The organism is Brevundimonas sp. LF-1 (genome assembly GCF_037055305.1).
Lineage (GTDB): Bacteria > Pseudomonadota > Alphaproteobacteria > Caulobacterales > Caulobacteraceae > Brevundimonas > Brevundimonas sanguinis.
Genome location: NZ_CP146349.1, coordinates 1732216 through 1749425 on the forward strand (window position 1 = coordinate 1732216; position 17210 = coordinate 1749425).

The following is a 17210-nucleotide window of genomic DNA, read 5'->3' on the forward strand; positions in this document are numbered from 1 at the left end:
GTCGAACCTCACTGGGCGTCCAGCGCGGTCAGAACCGCGTCGGTCATCTCGATGGTGGAGACGGCGGCGATGCCGGCATGGGCGATGTCGGGGGTGCGGACGCCGCTATAGACGACGTGACGCACGGCGCGCTCCAGCCGGTCGGCCAGGTCCGGCCGGTCGAAGGACCAGCGCAGGCACAGGGCGAAGGACAGGATGGTCGCGATGGGGTTGGCGACGCCTTGCCCGGCGATATCCGGCGCAGAGCCGTGGATCGGCTCATACAGGCCCCGACTGCGGCCGCCTTGTCCAAGCCCGCACAGGGAGGCCGAGGGCAGCAGGCCCAGCGACCCCGTCAGGGCCGCCGCCGCGTCGGACAGGATGTCGCCGAACAGGTTGTCGGTGACGATGACGTCGAACTGGCTCGGCCGCCGCACCAACTGCATGGCGCAGTTGTCGGCGTACATGTGCGACAGCTCCACGTCGGGATAGTCGGCGGCGACTTCGGTCGCGACGGCGCGCCACAGGGCGCCGGTCTCCATGACATTGGCCTTGTCGACCGAGCAGACGCGGCGCTGGCGCGTGTGGGCGAGCTCGAACGCCGTGCGGCAGACGCGGGCGATCTGGCCTTCCGTATAGGCCTGGGTGTCATAGGCGCGGCGCTGGCCGTCGGGGCCGACCTCATTGGCGCGGGGCAAGCTGAAATAGACGCCCGCCGTGGCCTCGCGCACGATCAGGATGTCGAGGCCCTGGATCAGCTCGGGCTTCAGCGCCGAGGCGTCCAGCAGTTCGTCGAAACAGACCGCGGGGCGCAGATTGGCGTAGAGGTCCAGCGACTGACGCAGGCGCAGGATGCCCATCTCGGGCCGCTGGGCGCGGGGCAGGTGGTCCCACTTCGGGCCGCCGACGGCGCCGAACAGGACGGCGTCGGACGCCAGGGCCTGATCGACCACATCCTCGGCGATGGGCGCGCCGACGGCGTCGATGCTGGCGCCGCCCGCGAGGGCCTCGCTCAGTTCAACTCGCAGCCCGGCGTTCCGGGCCCAGTCGACGACGCGCAGGGTCTCGCGGACGATCTCGGGCCCGATGCCGTCGCCGGGCAGGACCAGAAGCTTGAAGACGCGGTCAGATGCAGCGGCCACCGTCGACCTCCAGCGCCACGCCCGTGATCATCGAGGCGTCGTCCGAACAGAGGAAGGCAGCGGCGGCGCCCATGTCTTCGGGCGTCGAGAAGCGGCCGATGGGGATGGAGGCCAGGAACTTGGCCCGCATCTCGGGCGTGTCGGCGCCCATGAAGGTCTTCAGCAGGGGGTGTCGCCCGCCACCGGGTTCAGCGCGTTCACCCGCACCTGGAAGGGCGCCAGCTCGACCGCCATCGCCCGCGTCGCCGTGATGACCCAGCCCTTGGAGGCGTTGTACCAGGTCAGGTTGGGCCGGGGGCTGACCCCGCCGGTCGAGGCGATGTTGAGGATGGCGCCTGATCCTTGCGCCTTCATCGCCGGGACGAAGGCCTTCGACATCAGATAGATGGAGCGCATATTGACGTTGGCGATGCGGTCGAAGGCTTCGTCCGACAGTTCGTCCAGCGGCTGGGGCGTGTGGCCGACGCCGGCGTTGTTGACCACGATGTCGACGCCGTCCAGCAGGCGGTTCGCGGTCTCGGCCAGGGCGGCCACGTCGGCGGCGCTGGATACGTCGACCTTCACGCCCAGATCGGCGTCGCCCCATTCAGCGGCCAGGGCGCGGGCGGCCTCCCCGTTCAGGTCGGCGACGATGACGCGGGCGCCTTCCTCGGCGAAGCGGCGCGCGATGCCGGCGCCGAAGCCGGAGGCTCCGCCCGTGACGATCGCTCGCTTGCCCTCCAGCCGCTTCGATCTGTTCTCCCCCAAGAGGCCACTCCCTTGCGCTATCCGTGATGGGCCGCGACGGTCTTCAGGGTGGTGAAGGCGTAGAGCGCCTCGAACCCTTTCTCGCGACCATGGCCCGACCTGCCGACGCCGCCGAAGGGCAGCTCTACCCCGCCCGCCGCGCCGTAGTTGTTGATGAAGACCTGTCCGGCCCGCAACCGCTTGGCCAGCCGCATCTGCCGCCCGCCGTCGGCGGTCCAGACGCCCGCGACGAGGCCGTAGTCGGTGCCGTTGGCGATGGCGACGGCTTCGTCCTCCGTTTCGAACGGGATGACGACGACGGCTGGGCCGAAGATTTCCTGCTGCGCCAGCGGATGATCCGGCGCGACGTTGGCGAACAGGGTCGGGGCGACATAGGCGCCGCCTGACGGCAGGTCGGCCAGCGTCGCCTGCGCCACGATCAGGCCATCGGCGCGGCCCTTGTCGATGAAGCCATCGACCATGGCTTGCTGCTTCTTCGACACCAGCGGGCCGACATCCAGATCGTCCATCGCGGGACCGACAGTCAGGGCGGCGAAGCGCTCGGCCATGCGGCGCACGACCTGGTCATAGACGCCGCGCTGAACCAGCACGCGCGATCCGGCCGAACAGGTCTGGCCTGCGTTCTGGACGCCCGCGTTGACGAGGAAGGGCAGGGCCTTGTCCAGATCGGCGTCGTCGAACACCAGCTGGGGCGACTTGCCGCCCAGTTCCAGCGTCACCGGCACGGCGTTGACGGCCGCTGCCTGCTGAATAGCCACGCCCACCCCCGTCGAGCCGGTGAAGGACAGGTGGTTGATGCCCGGATGGGCGGCCAGCGCCGCGCCCGCCTCGGCGCCCGTGCCGGTCACGACGTTCAGGGCGCCGGCGGGCAGGCCGCAGTCGGCGGCGATATGGGCGAAGGCGAGGGCGGTCAGCGACGCCTGCTCTGCGGGCTTCAGCACCACGGCGTTGCCGACACACAGGGCCGCCACGACCGAGCGGCCGATGATCTGCATCGGATAGTTCCAAGGGATGATGTGCCCCGTCACCCCGTGCGGCTCGCGCAGGGTATAGACGGTGTAGCCGTCCTGAAAGGGGATGGTCTCGCCGTGCAGCTTGTCCGCCGCGCCGGCGTAGAATTCGAGATAGCGGGCCAGGGCGACGACGTCGTTGCGGGCCTGCTTCAGCGGCTTGCCGACGTCCAGCGCCTCAAGTTCGGCCAGCGTGTCGATGCGAGCTTCGACCTCGCGGCCCATGCGGGCCAGGATGCGGCCGCGATCGACGGCCGTCATGCGGCCCCAGTCTCCGTTGAAGGCGGCGCGCCCGGCGCGGACAGCGGCGTCTACGTCTGCGGCGGTCCCAGCGGCCAGAGCGCCCATGACCTCGCCCGTCGAGGGATTTTCGATCGGCAGGGTCGCGCCGTCAGCGGCTGACCGCCATACGCCGTTGATGAAAACCTTGTCCGTGGAAAATGGCGCCGCCACTCGTTTCCGCCCACCCTGCCTGCGATCTTCTCTGAGGGATCGCCAGCGTGAGAGTGGGCCGCATTACGGATTATGCAACAAGCCCTTTTTGCGCGGGGGCTAAGTTGTTGATTTAGCGTTTGTGATGCTCAAAATATTGAGCGATGTTGGCCAATCTCAACGAATGGCTCAATCCGGGTTGGCGATCGGCCGTCGGCGCGGGCGCCTTGGCGGCTTCTTCTTCCAACTTTCGGCGTTGGTCAGGGTTTCCGTCCGGCTGAGGAGTGGTGACGCTGGGATCGGGGTGTCGGTCGCGGCGTTCCGCATCGCCGGTTTCGCGGCGGGCCTGCGCCTGAAGGCTGTCTTTGTCAGCGGGGCTGCGAGGGTCTTGATCGTTTGCCGTCATTGTTTTCTCCCTGTGAAGGAGGGGAGAACAAGGTCGTTGCTCGCGACTCGCTCTCCCCGCCGTGCCGTTCAGGTTCCTGTGCCAAAGCCCTTGGGACCGCCGGCGCCAGCCGCGCCAGCGCCGCCGGTTGCGGGCGTCGCGCTTCGGTCAGCGGGGTTGCTGGTTTGCTCTGAATCTTGGTTGGCGGCCGCCTTCCGAGCGGCGCGGCCAGCTTCGACCTCGTCGCCATCGAGGCCGGTCTCGTCGTCGCGGTTGGGATCGTTCGGTTGGACGTCTGTCATGGCGTTTCTCCCTGTTGATTGAGTGAAATCAAGCAACAGGGGTGAAGCCGGTTCCTACTGCAGCGCTACACGAAAAGTTTGGGAACCGGGCGGGAACTGATGGGAAACCCAGACGCCGCAGTGATCCGCCCGTGGCTCTGGCCTGAAGACAGCGACGCCTGCCCTACAACCACCAAGCTATCGGGCGGGAGCGCAATTCTACAATTTCAGGAGGGAAAGCGTGTGGCGGAGAGGGGGTCCGTAGAACTGCCCCGGATTTCCTTGGGTTTCAGGGGAGGAAATGCCTCCGCCCTAAAACGCGCCCTAAGCCGCCTTTCTGACAGGCCCGAAAACAGCCTTCAGACTTTCAGCCGTGATGAAGGCCCGCGAACCCACGTGCACTACCTCCAGCCGGCCATCTCGCGCGAGGCGCCACAGAGCCGTCCGTGACATGCTCGTCGCCTCGGCCGCCTCCTTGTAGGAGTAGCAGAGCTTGAAGTCGTCGTTCACTGCCACACCCCCTTCCTCTCTCTCGGGCTTCGTTCTCTTGCTGGCGGTAGGGATCGCCGTGGTTGGTTTCGGAGATGGCCAGGCCCTCGCGGACTAGGATCGAGCCCAGGTCACGGCCATTGACCGTGCAGGTCGCCACGATGCGCTGATAGCGGTCGCTGGACTGGACGGTGCATCGGGCGCCGTTGGCTGCGAGCTGCCGGGCTCGGGTCGTTGCTGCCGGTCCGCTGGCCTTCGCTTCCGCAGAACACGCCCAGACGTTCGGTCGCTGGCGGCAGCGCGAGAACGGCGCAACCTCGCCAGCGTCGATGCCGGCCAGACGAACACGATGGCGCTCACCGTCAGCCGTATGGCATCGGCCGCTGTCTCCGTCGCTCATGGCGAGCGTGGCGCAGATCAGGACGATGGGGGTCATGCTGGCCTCACATCGGCGGGAAGTCGCTTGAACCGCGCGATATTCTGAGGCTCTCGCTTCAGCAGCATCTTGAACGTCTTTCGCGAGACGGAGGCCATATAAAACGGCTCGGCTCGGAACCAGATTTCATAGCGGCTCATCACCCCTCTCCCTGTTTGGCGCGAAGGATTGCGATGCAGAGGGCGAGGGCGGGGGTTGGGGCTAGTTCGCCAATAGGCCGCCAAGTCTCCCCGCGTCGCTTGACTTGAGCCGCCCAAAGAGGCCCGCGATCGGGATCGCTGTTCAGGCCAATTCGCCACCCAGGCAACACCCTCTCCACCAGCGCGAGGGCGGCGTCGAGGGACAGGACGGGATTCGGTAGCTTGTCCTCGTCGCCGCTGATCAGGTGCGGCGAGAAGTCAGGCGACGACCACTGATAGAGCGGTCCGTAGAAGTTTCCGATCTGCTCGCGGTGCCAGCCTAGCGCCAGCAGCACGTCATGGCCTAGCTCCCGGCTCCCCACCTCGGCAGCCTCCAGCCTAGCGATGAGGGCGGACAGGTCAGCGGTCATTGAACGACACCTCGCGGATCGTCTGGCGTCTCGGGGCAGGGCATCCACCCGAGAGCAAGCTCAGTCATCTCGCGTGTCACGCCCGGAACGAAGTGCATGAACGACGAGCCGACATCCGAACGGCGGAAGACGACGTAGACGTTGCGTCGGTCGGTGCGGACCAGAAAGGCCGGGCCATCCTCCGGGGCTGTAGCTATCTCTTGCCAGTCAGCGGTCATGCTTCTGCTCCTGGTTCTGGAGGGAGGGGGAGCCAGTGGGTGGGTTTGATGCTGCGGCCGTTCTCGTCGAGCCATCCTTCAGTCCGGCTTGAGGGCTTGAAATACCAAGCGAGACGGATGCGCTTTCGGGCGATCATGGCGATGACCTCCGTCCCATCCCTCGGAGCCGTCTCAATAGGCCGCCACTCCACCATCTCTCGGATGCAGGCGGCGGCTTCGGTGAGAAGGTCGTGCGGAACGATTGCGCCGTTCAGATCACCACAGTATCGCGTGATGGTCTGCTTGCTGTTGCGCTCCAGCCGCTCGGCCAGTTCCATAAAATCAGTCATTGATGGCCTCCATCGCATCCTTCATGGCTCGGCCGTATGCCTCGGCCGGGAGTTTGAGGTGCGCGATCTTCTGTATGGACCGGCAGGCCAGCATGACCGCCTCAAGGGCAGCGGCGGCTTCGTCTGGAGCCATGTCGTCGTCCCATCGCAGGACAACGGGTCCCGCGCTGGTCGGCCATGCGAGAAATCTCTCACCCACGTTCGGCCTCCTTGCTGAGGAAGGTGCGGACTTTGCGAAGTTCGGTCGGGTGGTTTCCATTGCCGTCCTGCATATCCGCGTAGATGCAGTCGATCCGACGCAACAGCCTCACCGCCTCAGCCAGCTTTCCGCGAAGGGCGTTTGCCGCCGAGCCGTTTTCCGTCGCCTGTTCGTGCGTGATGTCGTAGGCTGATTTCCAGCGCTGAACCTCGGCTTCTTCCTCAGCCAGCTTGCGCTCTGCTTCGGTGAGGCGAGCGGACAGGTCTGCATTGGTGGCCTGCAAGTCGCCAAGCTCAGGCTCGATGACTGACGCGCTTGCCCGCAGCGCCGCGATCTCTGCGAGGAGGGCTAGGACGGTGGCGGGATTGGCGGCGGCGATGAAGGCGGCGTCGTTAGACCCGGCGTTAGCGATTTCGCCTTGGGTTCGATCCCACTCGCAATCCTCGACACCGTTGCCGCAACATTCCCCGCTGGGGAGTCCGTTACCGCAGCACACCGTCACCGGGATCGGCACGGCCTCCTCTCGCCAGACAGTCGTGCCGGTCGCTTCCCACGGCCCCGGCGTCGCCGCCTCAGCTAGCCTCGCCAGTTCCGCATGATCGCCGGAGCCGGATGCGAGGGCGGTGAGGATGGCGTCGGTTACGCGGTCGGCCTCCTTTGACGCGGACACGACCGGCCGAGCACCAGCTTGCGATGCGGCTAGTCGGTTCATGCCGTTGCGGACGATCTCCGCCACCTTCTCGCGCGGGGTGAGGGGGTGGGTCATTTTCTGTTCTTCCTGCGAGCGATGCGCTGGGCCTTCTGGCACTTGGCGCGCTTGACCTGTGCGGCAGTCTTCGGGCGCTTGGCCTTGTGTCGCCATTTGGTGCGAGGCCCGAAGTCATCGCGCTGATAATCAGCAGCGGCCGCGAGGGCCATGACGCCTGCGGCTGCGATCCATTCACGCATCGCACTCACTCCCCGACTTGGGTTCACGCGAGATGCGGACCATGTCGCCGGACCTACGATCCCATGCGTCAAAATCAGCGGCGCATGTGGCGCAGTAGTGAAGACGCGGGCCGCCGGTGAAGATGCCATCCATGAACTGGTGCGTTGGCTCGTGCGAGAGCGGCGCTTGGCAAGCAGTTCGATTGCATGAGCCGTTGGCCAGCCCCTTGTCTGCATTCAGGTCCGCCATCACTTCGCCCCCTGTTCGGCTTGCGGTTTCGTTCGCGGCTTGCCTGCCGCCTTCCACGCCGCAACGGCTTCAAGCCAGTCCTCGGCTTCGTCCACCTGATCCTGAGACCGGCGCGCTTCGTATTCGATCTCTGCGTCCGACATGGCGTCGAAGTCGTTCTGGTAGTGAGACCAAGCGACCATCACTTCGCCCCCTGTTCGGCTTGCAAGGCTGACGGAGCGGGCTTGTGGCTGCGCGAATGGGCAAGGAAGTTTGCCCGCATACCGTCAACCTGCTCCGCGACGTTCAGGGATCGTGCGACTTCATCAGCCATCTCGGGCGGCGTCACGGTGAAGAGAAAGCCGCGCACATCTTCATGGTGGATCGCGCCGAACTCGGCATAGTAGGGTCCAGCCATCACGCGCCGCCTTTCTGTTCGGCTTGCAGGGCGGCGAGGGCTGATGCGGCGCGGCGGACATGGCCAACCGTAATGGTCGGCCCCCTCGCGTATTCTCGTCGGGCGTTTCGGAACGTATCGTCGTCGGACTCGCTCTCGCCAACGTCAATCATAACCCGAGCGAACGGCTCCAACGCCTCCACCGCTACCCGCAGCGCGTCGGGGGCGGGGTGGGTGGCCGACAGGCGGGCATATGCAGCCTTGGCCTCGTCAAACTCACGCTGACATTGATCGGTCCACGGCTCGCCAGACTTGATGACCGACGCCGCGAAGCCCATCCACATGGCGATAGACTGCCAGTCGCCGTCCACCGGCTGCGCGTCCTCGCGGGCTGGCGGCTGGGCGCGGAGAAGGGAGCGGATCGCCTGAACTGGAACCGCAGTATCCAGTATGCGGACCTCACTGGTCGCCTTTGCGGACATAGCCTCGACAAAAGCAGCCACCTCGGCGAAATCCCCCGCATCTGCCGGGGCTTCCGCGCGGGAAGCGAGGGCTGACACCTGCTCGAAGCGACCATCGCAGAACTCAACCTGGTGGCGCACCCATAGGCCACCATCGTCGCCGCGATACAGCACAACGGGGTCGTCGTCTTGCAGCTCGCCCTGCGCCCGGCCAACGCCAATGAGCGTGTACTCCGTGCCGCGATTCTTGTGACGATAGCGCACCGCCCCGCCTTCCGGCGCGGGGGCTGCGGAGAGAAGCGGTCGGATGTGATTGGCGAAATGATGCGCATCTCGCACGATCATCTCGTCGGTCCACTCGCCCTCGGACTGCTCAAGGATCAGGTCTTTGAGCTTGCAGAACAGCAGGTCTTCAACCGGCACGGTAACGCGAGGGGTGGTCATGCTGCTGGCCTTTCAATGAATAGATCGGGGTGGGGCTCGCGCGGGGTCCAGGTCGGGGGCATTGAGCCGCGTCCCAACGGTCGGCCATCGCGAGGGCGGTGTTCTGGGGCCGGTTGTGGTTCTGGGCCACGTCGGTCGAATCCACTGACGCGAAGGGCCAGCGCCAGGTCGTAAGCTGCATCCCGCGCAGCATGTGGACCCAGGGGGTTCGCTTGTGGCGCTTGGCCAGCTCGTTCCAAACGTCGTCCATGCGCGCCTCAAAGGCAGGCGACGGGATGGCGGCGTATTCGCCGTTGGCTCCGATGCAGATGCGCGGCCACTCGTCGGCCAGGCGCAGGGCGCGGTCGATGGGCTCGTCCATGTGCCAGACCGGCGCTCCGCGCTCGCCGTGCGGCCACTGGCGGATCAGGTAATCCTGTTCCTGCGAACCAGCTTCGATCTCATCAGGAATGACGGCCCAGGTCGTCGGGTAATCCAGCCACTTGTCGCACCAGTCGTAGTAGCCGTCCCAATCGACTTCTTTGCCGCTCTTCCACTTTGAGAACGCGCCATTGTCGAGCATGACCGACTGCCCGATCTGATGGCAGAGAGCCACCTGATCCGGCCGCATGTGAGAGACGCAGAAGTGCTTCCCGGCCAGCGTCAGCATGACGGCCGTCGGAGTGATGGGGGTGCCGTGGTAGTGGATCACAGCACCACCTCTGCGCCGCACGGAACCTTGCCGCCGCGCCAGACGCGATCTTGGACAGTCCGGAAATACGCTCGGCCACCGCCTTGCAGACGCCGTAGTTGTTCGGCTCGACCTTGTCGTCCAGCAGCGTGTGATCCCACTCGGACACCACGCCGGTAAGACGGTCGTGCATGTAACGCGCATCGCAGCAGGCCTCGGCTGGCCAGTAGATCCGAACGTGCCAGGTGTGGCCGTGGACCTGGTCGGCGAACTCGCCTTTGTGAGCTGCGTCGAAGGTGGTTTCGGTGAAGTCGAGGGCGGCTTGAGCCGGACCAGCGAAGGCCCAAACGCCAGCGTGGATTTCGGACATGCGGCTCATTCCCCACCCCCGTCCTGCTCACCACGGGCGCGGGCGAGGGATTGACGGAGTTCGTCTTTCTTCTTGGCCCAGTCGGGCGCCCAGTGGGTTCGCTCGGAACCATCTGCCATCGTGTAGATGGCTTTCGTCCCGGCGAAGTTCGCGCGCGCTGACCGATACTGAGCGTCAGGCTCGAAGTGCGCGACCTCCCACAGCACGTCGAATTCGTTGGACGTGATCTCGCCCTTGTCGTGACGGCGCAGCAGTTCGACCGGCGTATGCTTCACCCCGCTCATGCCCGGTCTCCAGCTTGTGGCTCGTCAGTGCGCGACAAACGAGCTTGCGCAGCGCGGGAGGCCTTTTCGTGAGCCGCAAGCGGACGCACACGCTTAAGCTCGGCAGCGCGCTGGTCCTGGCTGGCTCGATATTCCCGAGCACGACCATCGGCTTCCAAAGCATCCAGCCAGCGCCCCTTCTTCCGGTAGTCGATGGCGTCACGGCGGCGGTCAGCAGCCCGCTTTGCGAAATCGTCTCGCTCGGCCTTTAGGCGCGCCGCGTAGTCGATCCAGTTGCTCATGATGCCTCACCCCCACGGATGGAGGCTTGGCGGGCATCCGAAGGTTCGGTCCACCGAGACAGTGCGTATCCAACGGTGCCGATCTTGATTTCGTGCTTCGGATCGAACGACCGGAGCCACGCAGCGACGGCCCGGCCAGCCTTCTTCGGGTTCACGCCTTCTTTCCAGCGCCGCCCGGCGGGCAGAACGCTTCCGCCACTGAAGAAGAGGCTGCCGACGTGGCGCGTGAACTCGTTGCGGTCGCCGTAGAACTCGTCGCCCATCTGTTCGCGCGTCAGGAAGGCATCAGCCCTAGCGCCGAAAGCAACTTCCAGATCGGAGAAGTTCGGCACACGTTCCAGCACCTCTGCCGGGCTCTTGGTTGATTCAGGCATGGTCGTGGGCCTTCTGAGGGCGCGCGACAACAGAGCCGTCGAACCGCTTGGTCCGGGTCTTGTCGAAGCCGCGTGATTGAATGGCGCCGTGGCCGCGCTTCTGGCGGCGGGCGTATTGGCCGGTCTCGCCGGCTTGGGCCTTGGCCTTGGCGATCTTGGCGAGGTCGGAGCGGGTCTTCTCCAGCGCGCACGGCCAGCGGTAGAAGCGGCGGTTCGCGAGGTCATCCCGCTCACTCTGACGCCCGACCTCGGACAGCTCGCGCGGGATGACATGTTCGTCCACCACGCGCTCTTTCACCGGGTCCAGGGGCTCGCCGCAGCCGCAGCCGCAGAGGATCGGCGCGGCGGTCTGCCGCTGGAGGACGAGGATCGTCTCGGTGCGGTTGAGGGCTCGGCGCTTGGTCATGCCGCGCCCCTCGCTTCGCCAAGCGGAACCATCGCGGTAGCGGCGCTGTTTGAGCCGAGAACTGAGGAGGAAGCCCCATGGACGAGTTCAAGCGTATCGACCCGAACGTCATCAGCGCTCAGACCAGCACTTACCAAGAGAGGGTTGTCGTCGAGCGGGAGAACAACACCGCCCTTTGGTGGATTGTCGGCATCCTGTTCTCGGCAGTTTTGTTTGGCCTGCTCTTCCTGCTGTTCCGGCCGGCGGGTCCGACCGATGCAGACCTGCGCGTTGCGCAAGCCGAAGCTGCCGCTGAGGACGCCCGCCAGACCGCTGAGGCCGCTCTGATCCAGAACCAGATCAGCCGCACGCGTGAGGACGTCGCCATCGCTCAGGCTCAGACCGCTACTGCTCGGGCCGACGCGATCCGAGCTACCGCAGAGGCGCGAGCCGCCGAGGCGCGGGCTGCGGCGCCGGTTGTCATCGAGCGACAGGTCGAACCCGCCCCGCCGGCCAACGGCCCAGCAGTGATCACCACGACCAGCCCGCAGCCGGGGAACTGAAACTGAAGGAGCGCGCAGGTAAGTCATGCGCGCCTCCGCTCAAGCTCGCGGCGGGCGTTCCACTTGAGGTCTTCCTCCATCGAAGCCTGCGCTAGCATCCAGTTCAGGAAGCCCGCCTCGACGTCGGCCCATTTCTGACCGCGGAACTTGCCGATCGGGCAGGTCGGTAGCAGCCGAGGTTCCTGGGTCCACGCGATCATTTCGCGGCCAGTGGCGCCGGCGGCCAGCAACGCCTTAAGGATGTGCGCGGTAACATAGGCGTCGGGCCCGGCGCGGTGGGGCGGCATGGCCGTGTCGTGGTCTAGAGACAGCAGCCCCTGATCCTCCAGCCAGTAGCGGAGGACGCTGTTCGAATGGCTCGGAGCGTCGGGCCAAACCCTAAGGGCTGCCTTCAGCGTGCAGATCGCGGGCGTCTGCTGGTCGCCGAGGAACGCGGCTTCGAAGGACCAGTTGTGCGCTATGACGGCGGCGCAATGCGGGGCGACGACTGACTTGGGATCGAACGGCGCCAGCCCGGCCACTTCGGCCAGGGTGATGTGATGGACGGCGCGGACCTCAGGCGGCATAGCTGAGACGCCGCAGAGCCACGACACTGGCTGACCCACGGACCAGACGCCGTCTTCGCCACGCGAGAGGTCGCAGTAGCCGACTTCAACAACCTGGGCGGCCGGGGGCTCCATGCCGCTCGTCTCGAAATCGATGACTCGGAGAACCGTCATGCTCAGCCCTCCTTCGCGGCAGTGATGGCGGCTTCCAGCTCGCGCGCCTTCGCCACGTCGGTCGCCTTAAGGACGGCGAACTTCGCCAGCTCCTTCCGGTCGGTTTCGAGGGCTTCGATCTGCTCGGGCCGCAGGAAGGGCAGGTCAGCGATCAGACGATCCGCCCAGGCGATGGTGTCGACAGCCAGCGACGTCGCATCATCAGGGGTGTCCTCGACGTCGCCGGCTGCCGTTTCCTCGGTGGGAGTGCGATCACCGGGGAAAGGGCGCCCGCGTCCAACGGGGAGGAGTCGTCAGACGCGGGCTGTATCGACGCGGCGTCGGGGAAAGGCCCGCGTCGAAAGTGGTCAGTGGTTCTACGTTCTGGCTCTCACCATGGATCGAAGTGAAGCCCTCGCGCGGCGCGTCGTTCGACGCGGCCAGGCGCGCGGCGAGGTTCGGGCGCTCCGTCGGGACGGCGCGGGCCGTGATCGGCAGGTAGTCCTGGACCTCCTCGGCGACATGCATGCCGCGAAGGACGTCAGCGGCACCGTCGCGGGCGGCGAACGCCCGGGCGCGCATCTGGAGCATGCGCTTTTGGTACTGCTGCCAAGGACCCTGCTTGCCGAGAAGCCCTGCCTTCTTCGCGTCCCCGACCGAGAACGACCGCTCGATTTCATCGCCGTCGGGACGGGTGATCCGGCAGAACGCCTTGGTCGGCTCGTCCTCGTTGTCGAACCACTCCTTGATCTTGAAGCCGCGCGACCACAGCAGCGCGGGCAGGGCGTCGCCCCAGATGTTCGGCTTGCCGTTGATGACGGCGAAGGACTGCATGGCCTGAAAGGGCGCAAAGCCGAGTTCGGCGCCCGCCATGATGGCGACCAACACCTGCTCAGGCTTGTCGACGCCCTTGGGGGTCATGCCAGATGCAGCCATTGCGCTGGCCACGCGGAATGCTTCATCGAGCGACTGCGGGACCAGGGCGGAGACCTGGCCGCCGGCGACGATCTGCGGCCGGGGCTGAGAAGTGGTGACGGCGTTCATCAGGCGGCCTCATGGTGGGGATGGTTGTCGTTGGCTTCCGCGGCGATGACTTCGAGCCGCTGGTCGATCTGCTTCGCCGCCCAGGGCGGGAGGGTCAGGTATTCGGCGTCCTGGCGATCACCGCCGGGGCCGGGCCAAATGCCGGTGGCGACGCACTCGGCGAACTGGTCGATGGCGCGGCGCAGCTGCATCCGGCCCCGGTCCAGATCGGCGCCGGTCAGGACTGTCACGCGAACGCAGAATGGCGGGGCCTTCTCGACCCAGACGAGCGCGAACTCCTCCATCGGGCGGCCGAGGACGGCTTCGGACGCCATGCCGACCAGGGCGGCCTGCATGTGGTAGCCGAAGGAGGCGAACGACCGCTCAAGGCTGTCATCCGACACGCTCTCAGTCGTCTTCAGGTCCGCGAAAAGCCCTGACGACGAGGGGATGTTGTCGGGGCGGCTCTTGAGCCAGGCGCCAGTCTTCGTGTCCTTGAAGATGAGCGACCGCTCGACGGCACCGTCGAGGATGCCCTGCTTGACCAACGGGTGGGCGCCGAGAGACCGAGCCATGCCGGTGATCAGCTCCAGCTCATGGTCGGTGATGATGGTCATCCCGGCCTTGATCTGGTCGGCCTTCCACTCACGGGCGTCAGCGGTGCGCCAGTCCTTCCACTTCGACGGGCGCACAACGAACTCGTCGTCAAAGCCCTTGCGGCCGAGATAGAGAAGGTGGTGCGCTGCCTTGCCGATGGAGAAGTGCGGCCGTTCAGGCTGGTCCTTCGCAACCATGACCTCGACGCCATCCACGACCTGCAGCTCGAAAGCCTCGGCGTTGTACGGGCTGGCGTGGAAGTAGTGGGCCGGGGACTTGGCCCAGATCGTGCGCAGACCAGACGACGAGACGGAAGGACTGTCGCAGCAGTCGCCGTGATACTCGGCCATGCTCAGGTCGTAGACGCCCGGCTCGCTGATCTTGCCCGACATGGGCATGGGGAGGGGTTGTGAAGGCTCACAGCAGCCACCAGAGAGAGCCCAGGACGACAGCGCCCGCGGCGAGTTGAAGGGAAACCCGGATCAGGTTCACGGGCAGGCGGCGCGGCTCGAAGGGCACCGTGCGCGGATCGCCAGGGCGGACCTGGGCGGCGAGTTCGCGATAGCGCTCGCGCACGGCCTCCCAAGGATGAGAGGGGATGATGCGGTAGTCGGCCATCGTCATGCCGCCCTCGCCATGCTTGCCGGCGGCAGTGGATCGTTCTCGGCTTCCCGCGCGTCCCGGATCGCCCAGGCCAGCGCATTGATGACCGGGAGCAGCAGGCCGGGGTCTTCAGCGGCTGCCAGTTCACCGGCCAAGCGCAGCATTTCCTGCGTGGCCTGGTCGACCGTCATCCAGCGGCGGGTGCGGCGGTCCAGGATCTTCGGGCCTTCCACCTTGAAGAGGGGCAGTTTCGAGGGCGGGACCAGGGCGAGGTTCACATTCCCGGCCTTGGCGATGCCGGCGACGACGCCGGGCATGATTTCGGAGACGTGTTGCATCACGCTGCCTCTCCAATCTCGGCATTGTCGTTGGCGGTCTGAGCGCGAGCCGCGCAGCGGCGGTAGCGAGCCGCGCTCTCGCGGTTCTCGACGGCCTGGAAGTCGCGGCATTGCTCTTCGTACTCGGCGGCCCAGCGCTCCAGCGCATCGGCCATGGCGAGCATTTTCACCGGGTCCGTCTCGAAGACTTCATCGGCCGCCACCAAGACGGCGCGCAGTTCGGCCTGACGGGCGGCGGTGCCGACCTCGTTCTGGCCGCTGAGCCATTGCAGCTGACGGCGGGCTTCGTCGGGGGTGATCGTGGCCATTTACGCAGCCCACCGTGCTTGCGCGGCTTGGGCTTTCAGCGCGGCTCGGACGGCCTCGCAGTCCACTGGCGGCTCGTAGCCCATGGCGTCGCGCCACAAGTCTTCCTTGCCGGACCAGTTCGCGAAGATCGAACCGGTGGACATGCCAGCGGCAGCGGCGATGTCGCGGATGGTGACGGGTTCGTAGCTGCCCGCCGGAGCCCAGAGAACACGGGCGGTGTGCAGGAGCTTCTCGCGCGTCGCCGCTTTGGCGAGCTGGCGCTTGTTCAGCTTCGGAGCGTCGTCGTTGGCGGCCAGGGCAGCCGCTCGGGCGCGGTCGTGCGTGAATTGGATGGACATGAGGTCTCTCCGGTTGATGGAGAGAGCCTATAGTCGGATGTTTCCGACTGTCAACATAAAAGTCGGATAAATCCCACTACGACCCGATTAGGTCGGTGTGTCTGAAAGTTTACAGATCGCGATGTTACGCTAGACAGACGAACCGGCAATGGTATCAGGGATTTATCAAAGCGCCGTTCGTTGAGCGTCGCTGTATCTTTGAGGTCGTCATGAACCAAGACATCGGAACGCAGGCTGTCCCCGCCTATTCTCAGTTTGCTGCTGCATTAGCCGGGAAGACCTTTCACCCGAATTACGTGTACGGGATCAGTGTCTCAAATGTGAACACGAGCAAAGTCAATGATGACGTCTACTATTCGGGCCAAGTAGCTGGCTTTACTGCGAAAGAGGATGGGGGCGTCTTCACGGTCATCGATGCAGAAAAAGGTGTCGTTTCGTTCGGCGGCGTGACTTACCAGATAATGGGTGCCGGGCAGAACGGGCAAAGTCTTGTGCTTGGTATCACAACATCGCGGGAAATCGGCGGCACAACGATATCCACTACATCGCCGGCCTTGTTGGTCGCGAACACTGGCGCGCCCCCTGATGGCGGGATCATTTTCAACACGAGCTTTACCTATACCCCCAAACCCTGTTTGCTTTGTTGCCGGTACTCTTATCCGTACGCCAACTCGTGACGTGCCGATCCAAGAGCTTGTTGTCGGACAGGTGGTTTCGACCTCGAGCGGAACCTCGAAAGTGACTTGGGTGGGGTCGATGCGCCTCAAGTGCCAAGGGACGCCTTGGGAGCGCGACGTTGCGCCTGTGAGGATTGCGGCGGGAGCGCTTGGTCAGAACTCACCCGAGCGCGATTTGCTGGTCTCGCCGGGCCATGGCATCGGCTTCCAGCTTCTGGGCGATGTGGTCGTGCCGGCGGGCGTTCTGATGAACGGCATGACGATCACGACCGAGACGCCCGAGTGGGTAGAATACTGGCACGCCGAAGTCGAGGAGCATTCACTCCTGATTGCGGAGGGCGTCCTTGCGGAAAGCTATCTTGATGTCGGCAACCGACGTCGCTTCGAGATCGCCAGCTTCGATCAGGCTGAGGCCGCCGTCAGTCTGGAGAACGGCGAAGGTGCATTCCCGCGCCTGACATCGGGCGCGCTGGTAGATGCCGTCGTTGAGCGCCTCCACTGGCGCGCGGAGGCCCTGGGGTGGGTTAAGCAGGACATCACCGCATCCCCCTTCCTCATGGTTGATGGAGAGCGCGTCGAGGGTACCGAGCGTGCCGACGCAATCCGGTTTGCGATTAAATCAACGTCCGAGAAAGTCGCACTTTGCAGCGAGACCTTCATCCCGGCGTTGCTGGATCCGAAAAACGGAGACCGGCGCGAGCTTGGCGTGAAGCTCGCGGCCGTCGAAGTTACCGATGGATTCGAAACGCGAGTGATTTCAGCGGATCATCCCGACCTGGTAGACGGGTTCCATGACGTCGAGCATGAGGCCACAACTGCGCGTTGGACCGATGGCGCCGGCTTCTTGCCGGCGAGCGCTTGGGCAGGAATGGAAGGCGATATCTTCGTCACGATCAGGGTCGTGGACCGTGTTCGGCAAACAGTGCGCCAAGATTTCCAAGCGGTCACCTTGCAGGCCGCCTAAAGGGCGAACAACAGAACGGCGGCTCCATCAGGGGCCGCCGTTTCCTTCTGCTGCGGGTGATAGGCTGCCCCCGGATCGACG

At 65.4% G+C, this 17210-nt stretch carries 29 protein-coding genes; 3 read left to right on the forward strand and 26 right to left on the reverse strand.

Features of this window, described 5'->3' with window-relative positions; all coding sequences use genetic code 11:
- Positions 1 to 8 precede the first annotated feature (8 nt).
- The 19 genes from leuB to V8F63_RS09565 all read right to left on the reverse strand — a co-directional run bounded on the left by leuB (position 9) and on the right by V8F63_RS09565 (position 11040).
- On the reverse strand, positions 9 to 1121 hold the full coding sequence (gene leuB, locus V8F63_RS09475) for a 3-isopropylmalate dehydrogenase (protein ID WP_392352964.1): 1113 nt from the start codon (positions 1119 to 1121) through the stop codon (positions 9 to 11).
- The gene (locus V8F63_RS09480; protein ID WP_392352965.1) at positions 1105 to 1272 is read right to left on the reverse strand and encodes an SDR family oxidoreductase; all 168 of its coding nucleotides are present in this window, start codon (positions 1270 to 1272) and stop codon (positions 1105 to 1107) included. The genes leuB and V8F63_RS09480 overlap by 17 nt, the downstream gene beginning before the upstream one ends.
- Before the next feature lie 8 nt (positions 1273 to 1280).
- Positions 1281 to 1868, reverse strand: a complete 588-nt coding sequence (locus V8F63_RS09485; protein WP_392352967.1) for a glucose 1-dehydrogenase — start codon at positions 1866 to 1868, stop codon at positions 1281 to 1283.
- Positions 1869 to 1885: 17 nt separating this feature from the next.
- Complete coding sequence (locus tag V8F63_RS09490) at positions 1886 to 3331, reverse strand: aldehyde dehydrogenase family protein (RefSeq protein WP_392352969.1); 1446 nt, start codon at positions 3329 to 3331, stop codon at positions 1886 to 1888.
- A 112-nt stretch (positions 3332 to 3443) separates the two neighbouring features.
- Complete coding sequence (locus tag V8F63_RS09495) at positions 3444 to 3716, reverse strand: hypothetical protein (protein WP_392352971.1); 273 nt, start codon at positions 3714 to 3716, stop codon at positions 3444 to 3446.
- 1324 nt (positions 3717 to 5040) lie between these two features.
- On the reverse strand, positions 5041 to 5451 hold the full coding sequence (locus V8F63_RS09500; RefSeq protein WP_392352973.1) for a hypothetical protein: 411 nt from the start codon (positions 5449 to 5451) through the stop codon (positions 5041 to 5043).
- A complete protein-coding gene (locus tag V8F63_RS09505) occupies positions 5448 to 5669 on the reverse strand; it encodes a hypothetical protein (RefSeq protein WP_278070510.1) in 222 nt (73 codons plus the stop codon). Before V8F63_RS09505 ends, V8F63_RS09500 begins: the two co-directional genes overlap by 4 nt.
- Positions 5666 to 5998: a hypothetical protein gene (locus V8F63_RS09510; protein ID WP_392352975.1), complete on the reverse strand. Its 333-nt coding sequence runs from the start codon at positions 5996 to 5998 to the stop codon at positions 5666 to 5668. Before V8F63_RS09510 ends, V8F63_RS09505 begins: the two co-directional genes overlap by 4 nt.
- Positions 5991 to 6131, reverse strand: coding sequence for a hypothetical protein (locus tag V8F63_RS09515; protein WP_392352977.1), 141 nt, complete (start codon positions 6129 to 6131; stop codon positions 5991 to 5993). Before V8F63_RS09515 ends, V8F63_RS09510 begins: the two co-directional genes overlap by 8 nt.
- A gap of 58 nt (positions 6132 to 6189) precedes the next feature.
- Entirely contained in the window at positions 6190 to 6963 is a 774-nt protein-coding gene (locus tag V8F63_RS09520; RefSeq protein ID WP_392352979.1) for an ead/Ea22-like family protein, read from the reverse strand.
- Positions 6960 to 7145, reverse strand: a complete 186-nt coding sequence (locus tag V8F63_RS09525; RefSeq protein WP_392352981.1) for a hypothetical protein — start codon at positions 7143 to 7145, stop codon at positions 6960 to 6962. Before V8F63_RS09525 ends, V8F63_RS09520 begins: the two co-directional genes overlap by 4 nt.
- Positions 7146 to 7373: 228 nt before the next feature.
- A complete protein-coding gene (locus V8F63_RS09530; RefSeq protein WP_392352982.1) occupies positions 7374 to 7556 on the reverse strand; it encodes a hypothetical protein in 183 nt (60 codons plus the stop codon).
- Positions 7556 to 7771 (reverse strand): hypothetical protein, encoded by a 216-nt coding sequence (locus tag V8F63_RS09535; RefSeq protein ID WP_392352983.1) that lies wholly within the window; start codon positions 7769 to 7771, stop codon positions 7556 to 7558. Before V8F63_RS09535 ends, V8F63_RS09530 begins: the two co-directional genes overlap by 1 nt.
- Positions 7771 to 8655, reverse strand: coding sequence for a hypothetical protein (locus V8F63_RS09540; RefSeq protein WP_392352985.1), 885 nt, complete (start codon positions 8653 to 8655; stop codon positions 7771 to 7773). Before V8F63_RS09540 ends, V8F63_RS09535 begins: the two co-directional genes overlap by 1 nt.
- Entirely contained in the window at positions 8624 to 9346 is a 723-nt protein-coding gene (locus V8F63_RS09545; protein ID WP_392352987.1) for a hypothetical protein, read from the reverse strand. The genes V8F63_RS09540 and V8F63_RS09545 overlap by 32 nt, the downstream gene beginning before the upstream one ends.
- A 354-nt stretch (positions 9347 to 9700) precedes the next feature.
- Positions 9701 to 9979, reverse strand: a complete 279-nt coding sequence (locus V8F63_RS09550; RefSeq protein WP_392352989.1) for a hypothetical protein — start codon at positions 9977 to 9979, stop codon at positions 9701 to 9703.
- A complete protein-coding gene (locus tag V8F63_RS09555; RefSeq protein WP_392352991.1) occupies positions 9976 to 10260 on the reverse strand; it encodes a hypothetical protein in 285 nt (94 codons plus the stop codon). The genes V8F63_RS09550 and V8F63_RS09555 overlap by 4 nt, the downstream gene beginning before the upstream one ends.
- A complete protein-coding gene (locus V8F63_RS09560) occupies positions 10257 to 10634 on the reverse strand; it encodes a hypothetical protein (protein WP_392352992.1) in 378 nt (125 codons plus the stop codon). The genes V8F63_RS09555 and V8F63_RS09560 overlap by 4 nt, the downstream gene beginning before the upstream one ends.
- Positions 10627 to 11040, reverse strand: a complete 414-nt coding sequence (locus V8F63_RS09565; protein ID WP_392352993.1) for a hypothetical protein — start codon at positions 11038 to 11040, stop codon at positions 10627 to 10629. The genes V8F63_RS09560 and V8F63_RS09565 overlap by 8 nt, the downstream gene beginning before the upstream one ends.
- A 77-nt stretch (positions 11041 to 11117) precedes the next feature.
- On the opposite strand from V8F63_RS09565, the gene V8F63_RS09570 reads away from it, so the two are divergent.
- Complete coding sequence (locus V8F63_RS09570) at positions 11118 to 11582, forward strand: hypothetical protein (RefSeq protein WP_392352994.1); 465 nt, start codon at positions 11118 to 11120, stop codon at positions 11580 to 11582.
- Positions 11583 to 11605: 23 nt separating this feature from the next.
- Here the strand turns inward: V8F63_RS09570 and V8F63_RS09575 are convergent, their stop codons facing one another.
- From V8F63_RS09575 to V8F63_RS09605, 7 genes are all read right to left on the reverse strand, one after another.
- A complete protein-coding gene (locus V8F63_RS09575; protein WP_392352995.1) occupies positions 11606 to 12301 on the reverse strand; it encodes a hypothetical protein in 696 nt (231 codons plus the stop codon).
- Positions 12302 to 12553: 252 nt separating this feature from the next.
- Entirely contained in the window at positions 12554 to 13324 is a 771-nt protein-coding gene (locus V8F63_RS09580; protein ID WP_392352996.1) for a hypothetical protein, read from the reverse strand.
- A complete protein-coding gene (locus V8F63_RS09585; protein ID WP_392352997.1) occupies positions 13324 to 14298 on the reverse strand; it encodes a PD-(D/E)XK nuclease-like domain-containing protein in 975 nt (324 codons plus the stop codon). The genes V8F63_RS09580 and V8F63_RS09585 overlap by 1 nt, the downstream gene beginning before the upstream one ends.
- A gap of 19 nt (positions 14299 to 14317) precedes the next feature.
- Positions 14318 to 14524 carry a hypothetical protein gene (locus tag V8F63_RS09590; protein WP_392352998.1) on the reverse strand — a complete coding sequence of 69 codons (207 nt, stop codon included), beginning with the start codon at positions 14522 to 14524 and terminating at the stop codon, positions 14318 to 14320.
- A complete protein-coding gene (locus V8F63_RS09595) occupies positions 14521 to 14844 on the reverse strand; it encodes a hypothetical protein (RefSeq protein ID WP_392352999.1) in 324 nt (107 codons plus the stop codon). The genes V8F63_RS09590 and V8F63_RS09595 overlap by 4 nt, the downstream gene beginning before the upstream one ends.
- Complete coding sequence (locus V8F63_RS09600) at positions 14841 to 15149, reverse strand: hypothetical protein (RefSeq protein ID WP_392353000.1); 309 nt, start codon at positions 15147 to 15149, stop codon at positions 14841 to 14843. Before V8F63_RS09600 ends, V8F63_RS09595 begins: the two co-directional genes overlap by 4 nt.
- Entirely contained in the window at positions 15150 to 15488 is a 339-nt protein-coding gene (locus tag V8F63_RS09605; protein WP_392353001.1) for a helix-turn-helix domain-containing protein, read from the reverse strand.
- A 209-nt stretch (positions 15489 to 15697) separates the two neighbouring features.
- Here V8F63_RS09605 and V8F63_RS09610 point away from each other — a divergent pair, with 209 nt between their 5' ends.
- Positions 15698 to 16165, forward strand: coding sequence for a hypothetical protein (locus tag V8F63_RS09610; protein ID WP_392353002.1), 468 nt, complete (start codon positions 15698 to 15700; stop codon positions 16163 to 16165).
- Positions 16074 to 17129, forward strand: a complete 1056-nt coding sequence (locus V8F63_RS09615) for a Hint domain-containing protein (RefSeq protein WP_392353003.1) — start codon at positions 16074 to 16076, stop codon at positions 17127 to 17129. Before V8F63_RS09610 ends, V8F63_RS09615 begins: the two co-directional genes overlap by 92 nt.
- Positions 17130 to 17210: the final 81 nt, after the last annotated feature.

Excerpts from the sequence above, each read along its gene's own strand:
- V8F63_RS09480 (WP_392352965.1), bottom strand. The coding sequence starts at position 1,272 with ATGGGCGCCGACACGCCCGAGATGCGGGCCAAGTTCCTGGCCTCCATC.
- V8F63_RS09495 (WP_392352971.1), bottom strand. The coding sequence starts at position 3,716 with ATGACGGCAAACGATCAAGACCCTCGCAGCCCCGCTGACAAAGACAGC.
- V8F63_RS09500 (WP_392352973.1), bottom strand. The coding sequence starts at position 5,451 with ATGACCGCTGACCTGTCCGCCCTCATCGCTAGGCTGGAGGCTGCCGAG.
- V8F63_RS09505 (WP_278070510.1), bottom strand. The coding sequence starts at position 5,669 with ATGACCGCTGACTGGCAAGAGATAGCTACAGCCCCGGAGGATGGCCCG.
- V8F63_RS09510 (WP_392352975.1), bottom strand. The coding sequence starts at position 5,998 with ATGACTGATTTTATGGAACTGGCCGAGCGGCTGGAGCGCAACAGCAAG.
- V8F63_RS09515 (WP_392352977.1), bottom strand. The coding sequence starts at position 6,131 with ATGGCTCCAGACGAAGCCGCCGCTGCCCTTGAGGCGGTCATGCTGGCC.
- V8F63_RS09520 (WP_392352979.1), bottom strand. The coding sequence starts at position 6,963 with ATGACCCACCCCCTCACCCCGCGCGAGAAGGTGGCGGAGATCGTCCGC.
- V8F63_RS09525 (WP_392352981.1), bottom strand. The coding sequence starts at position 7,145 with ATGCGTGAATGGATCGCAGCCGCAGGCGTCATGGCCCTCGCGGCCGCT.
- V8F63_RS09530 (WP_392352982.1), bottom strand. The coding sequence starts at position 7,556 with ATGGTCGCTTGGTCTCACTACCAGAACGACTTCGACGCCATGTCGGAC.
- V8F63_RS09535 (WP_392352983.1), bottom strand. The coding sequence starts at position 7,771 with ATGGCTGGACCCTACTATGCCGAGTTCGGCGCGATCCACCATGAAGAT.
- V8F63_RS09540 (WP_392352985.1), bottom strand. The coding sequence starts at position 8,655 with ATGACCACCCCTCGCGTTACCGTGCCGGTTGAAGACCTGCTGTTCTGC.
- V8F63_RS09550 (WP_392352989.1), bottom strand. The coding sequence starts at position 9,979 with ATGAGCGGGGTGAAGCATACGCCGGTCGAACTGCTGCGCCGTCACGAC.
- V8F63_RS09555 (WP_392352991.1), bottom strand. The coding sequence starts at position 10,260 with ATGAGCAACTGGATCGACTACGCGGCGCGCCTAAAGGCCGAGCGAGAC.
- V8F63_RS09560 (WP_392352992.1), bottom strand. The coding sequence starts at position 10,634 with ATGCCTGAATCAACCAAGAGCCCGGCAGAGGTGCTGGAACGTGTGCCG.
- V8F63_RS09565 (WP_392352993.1), bottom strand. The coding sequence starts at position 11,040 with ATGACCAAGCGCCGAGCCCTCAACCGCACCGAGACGATCCTCGTCCTC.
- V8F63_RS09570 (WP_392352994.1), top strand. The coding sequence starts at position 11,118 with ATGGACGAGTTCAAGCGTATCGACCCGAACGTCATCAGCGCTCAGACC.
- V8F63_RS09575 (WP_392352995.1), bottom strand. The coding sequence starts at position 12,301 with ATGACGGTTCTCCGAGTCATCGATTTCGAGACGAGCGGCATGGAGCCC.
- V8F63_RS09580 (WP_392352996.1), bottom strand. The coding sequence starts at position 13,324 with ATGAACGCCGTCACCACTTCTCAGCCCCGGCCGCAGATCGTCGCCGGC.
- V8F63_RS09585 (WP_392352997.1), bottom strand. The coding sequence starts at position 14,298 with ATGCCCATGTCGGGCAAGATCAGCGAGCCGGGCGTCTACGACCTGAGC.
- V8F63_RS09590 (WP_392352998.1), bottom strand. The coding sequence starts at position 14,524 with ATGACGATGGCCGACTACCGCATCATCCCCTCTCATCCTTGGGAGGCC.
- V8F63_RS09600 (WP_392353000.1), bottom strand. The coding sequence starts at position 15,149 with ATGGCCACGATCACCCCCGACGAAGCCCGCCGTCAGCTGCAATGGCTC.
- V8F63_RS09605 (WP_392353001.1), bottom strand. The coding sequence starts at position 15,488 with ATGTCCATCCAATTCACGCACGACCGCGCCCGAGCGGCTGCCCTGGCC.
- V8F63_RS09610 (WP_392353002.1), top strand. The coding sequence starts at position 15,698 with ATGAACCAAGACATCGGAACGCAGGCTGTCCCCGCCTATTCTCAGTTT.
- V8F63_RS09615 (WP_392353003.1), top strand. The coding sequence starts at position 16,074 with ATGGCGGGATCATTTTCAACACGAGCTTTACCTATACCCCCAAACCCT.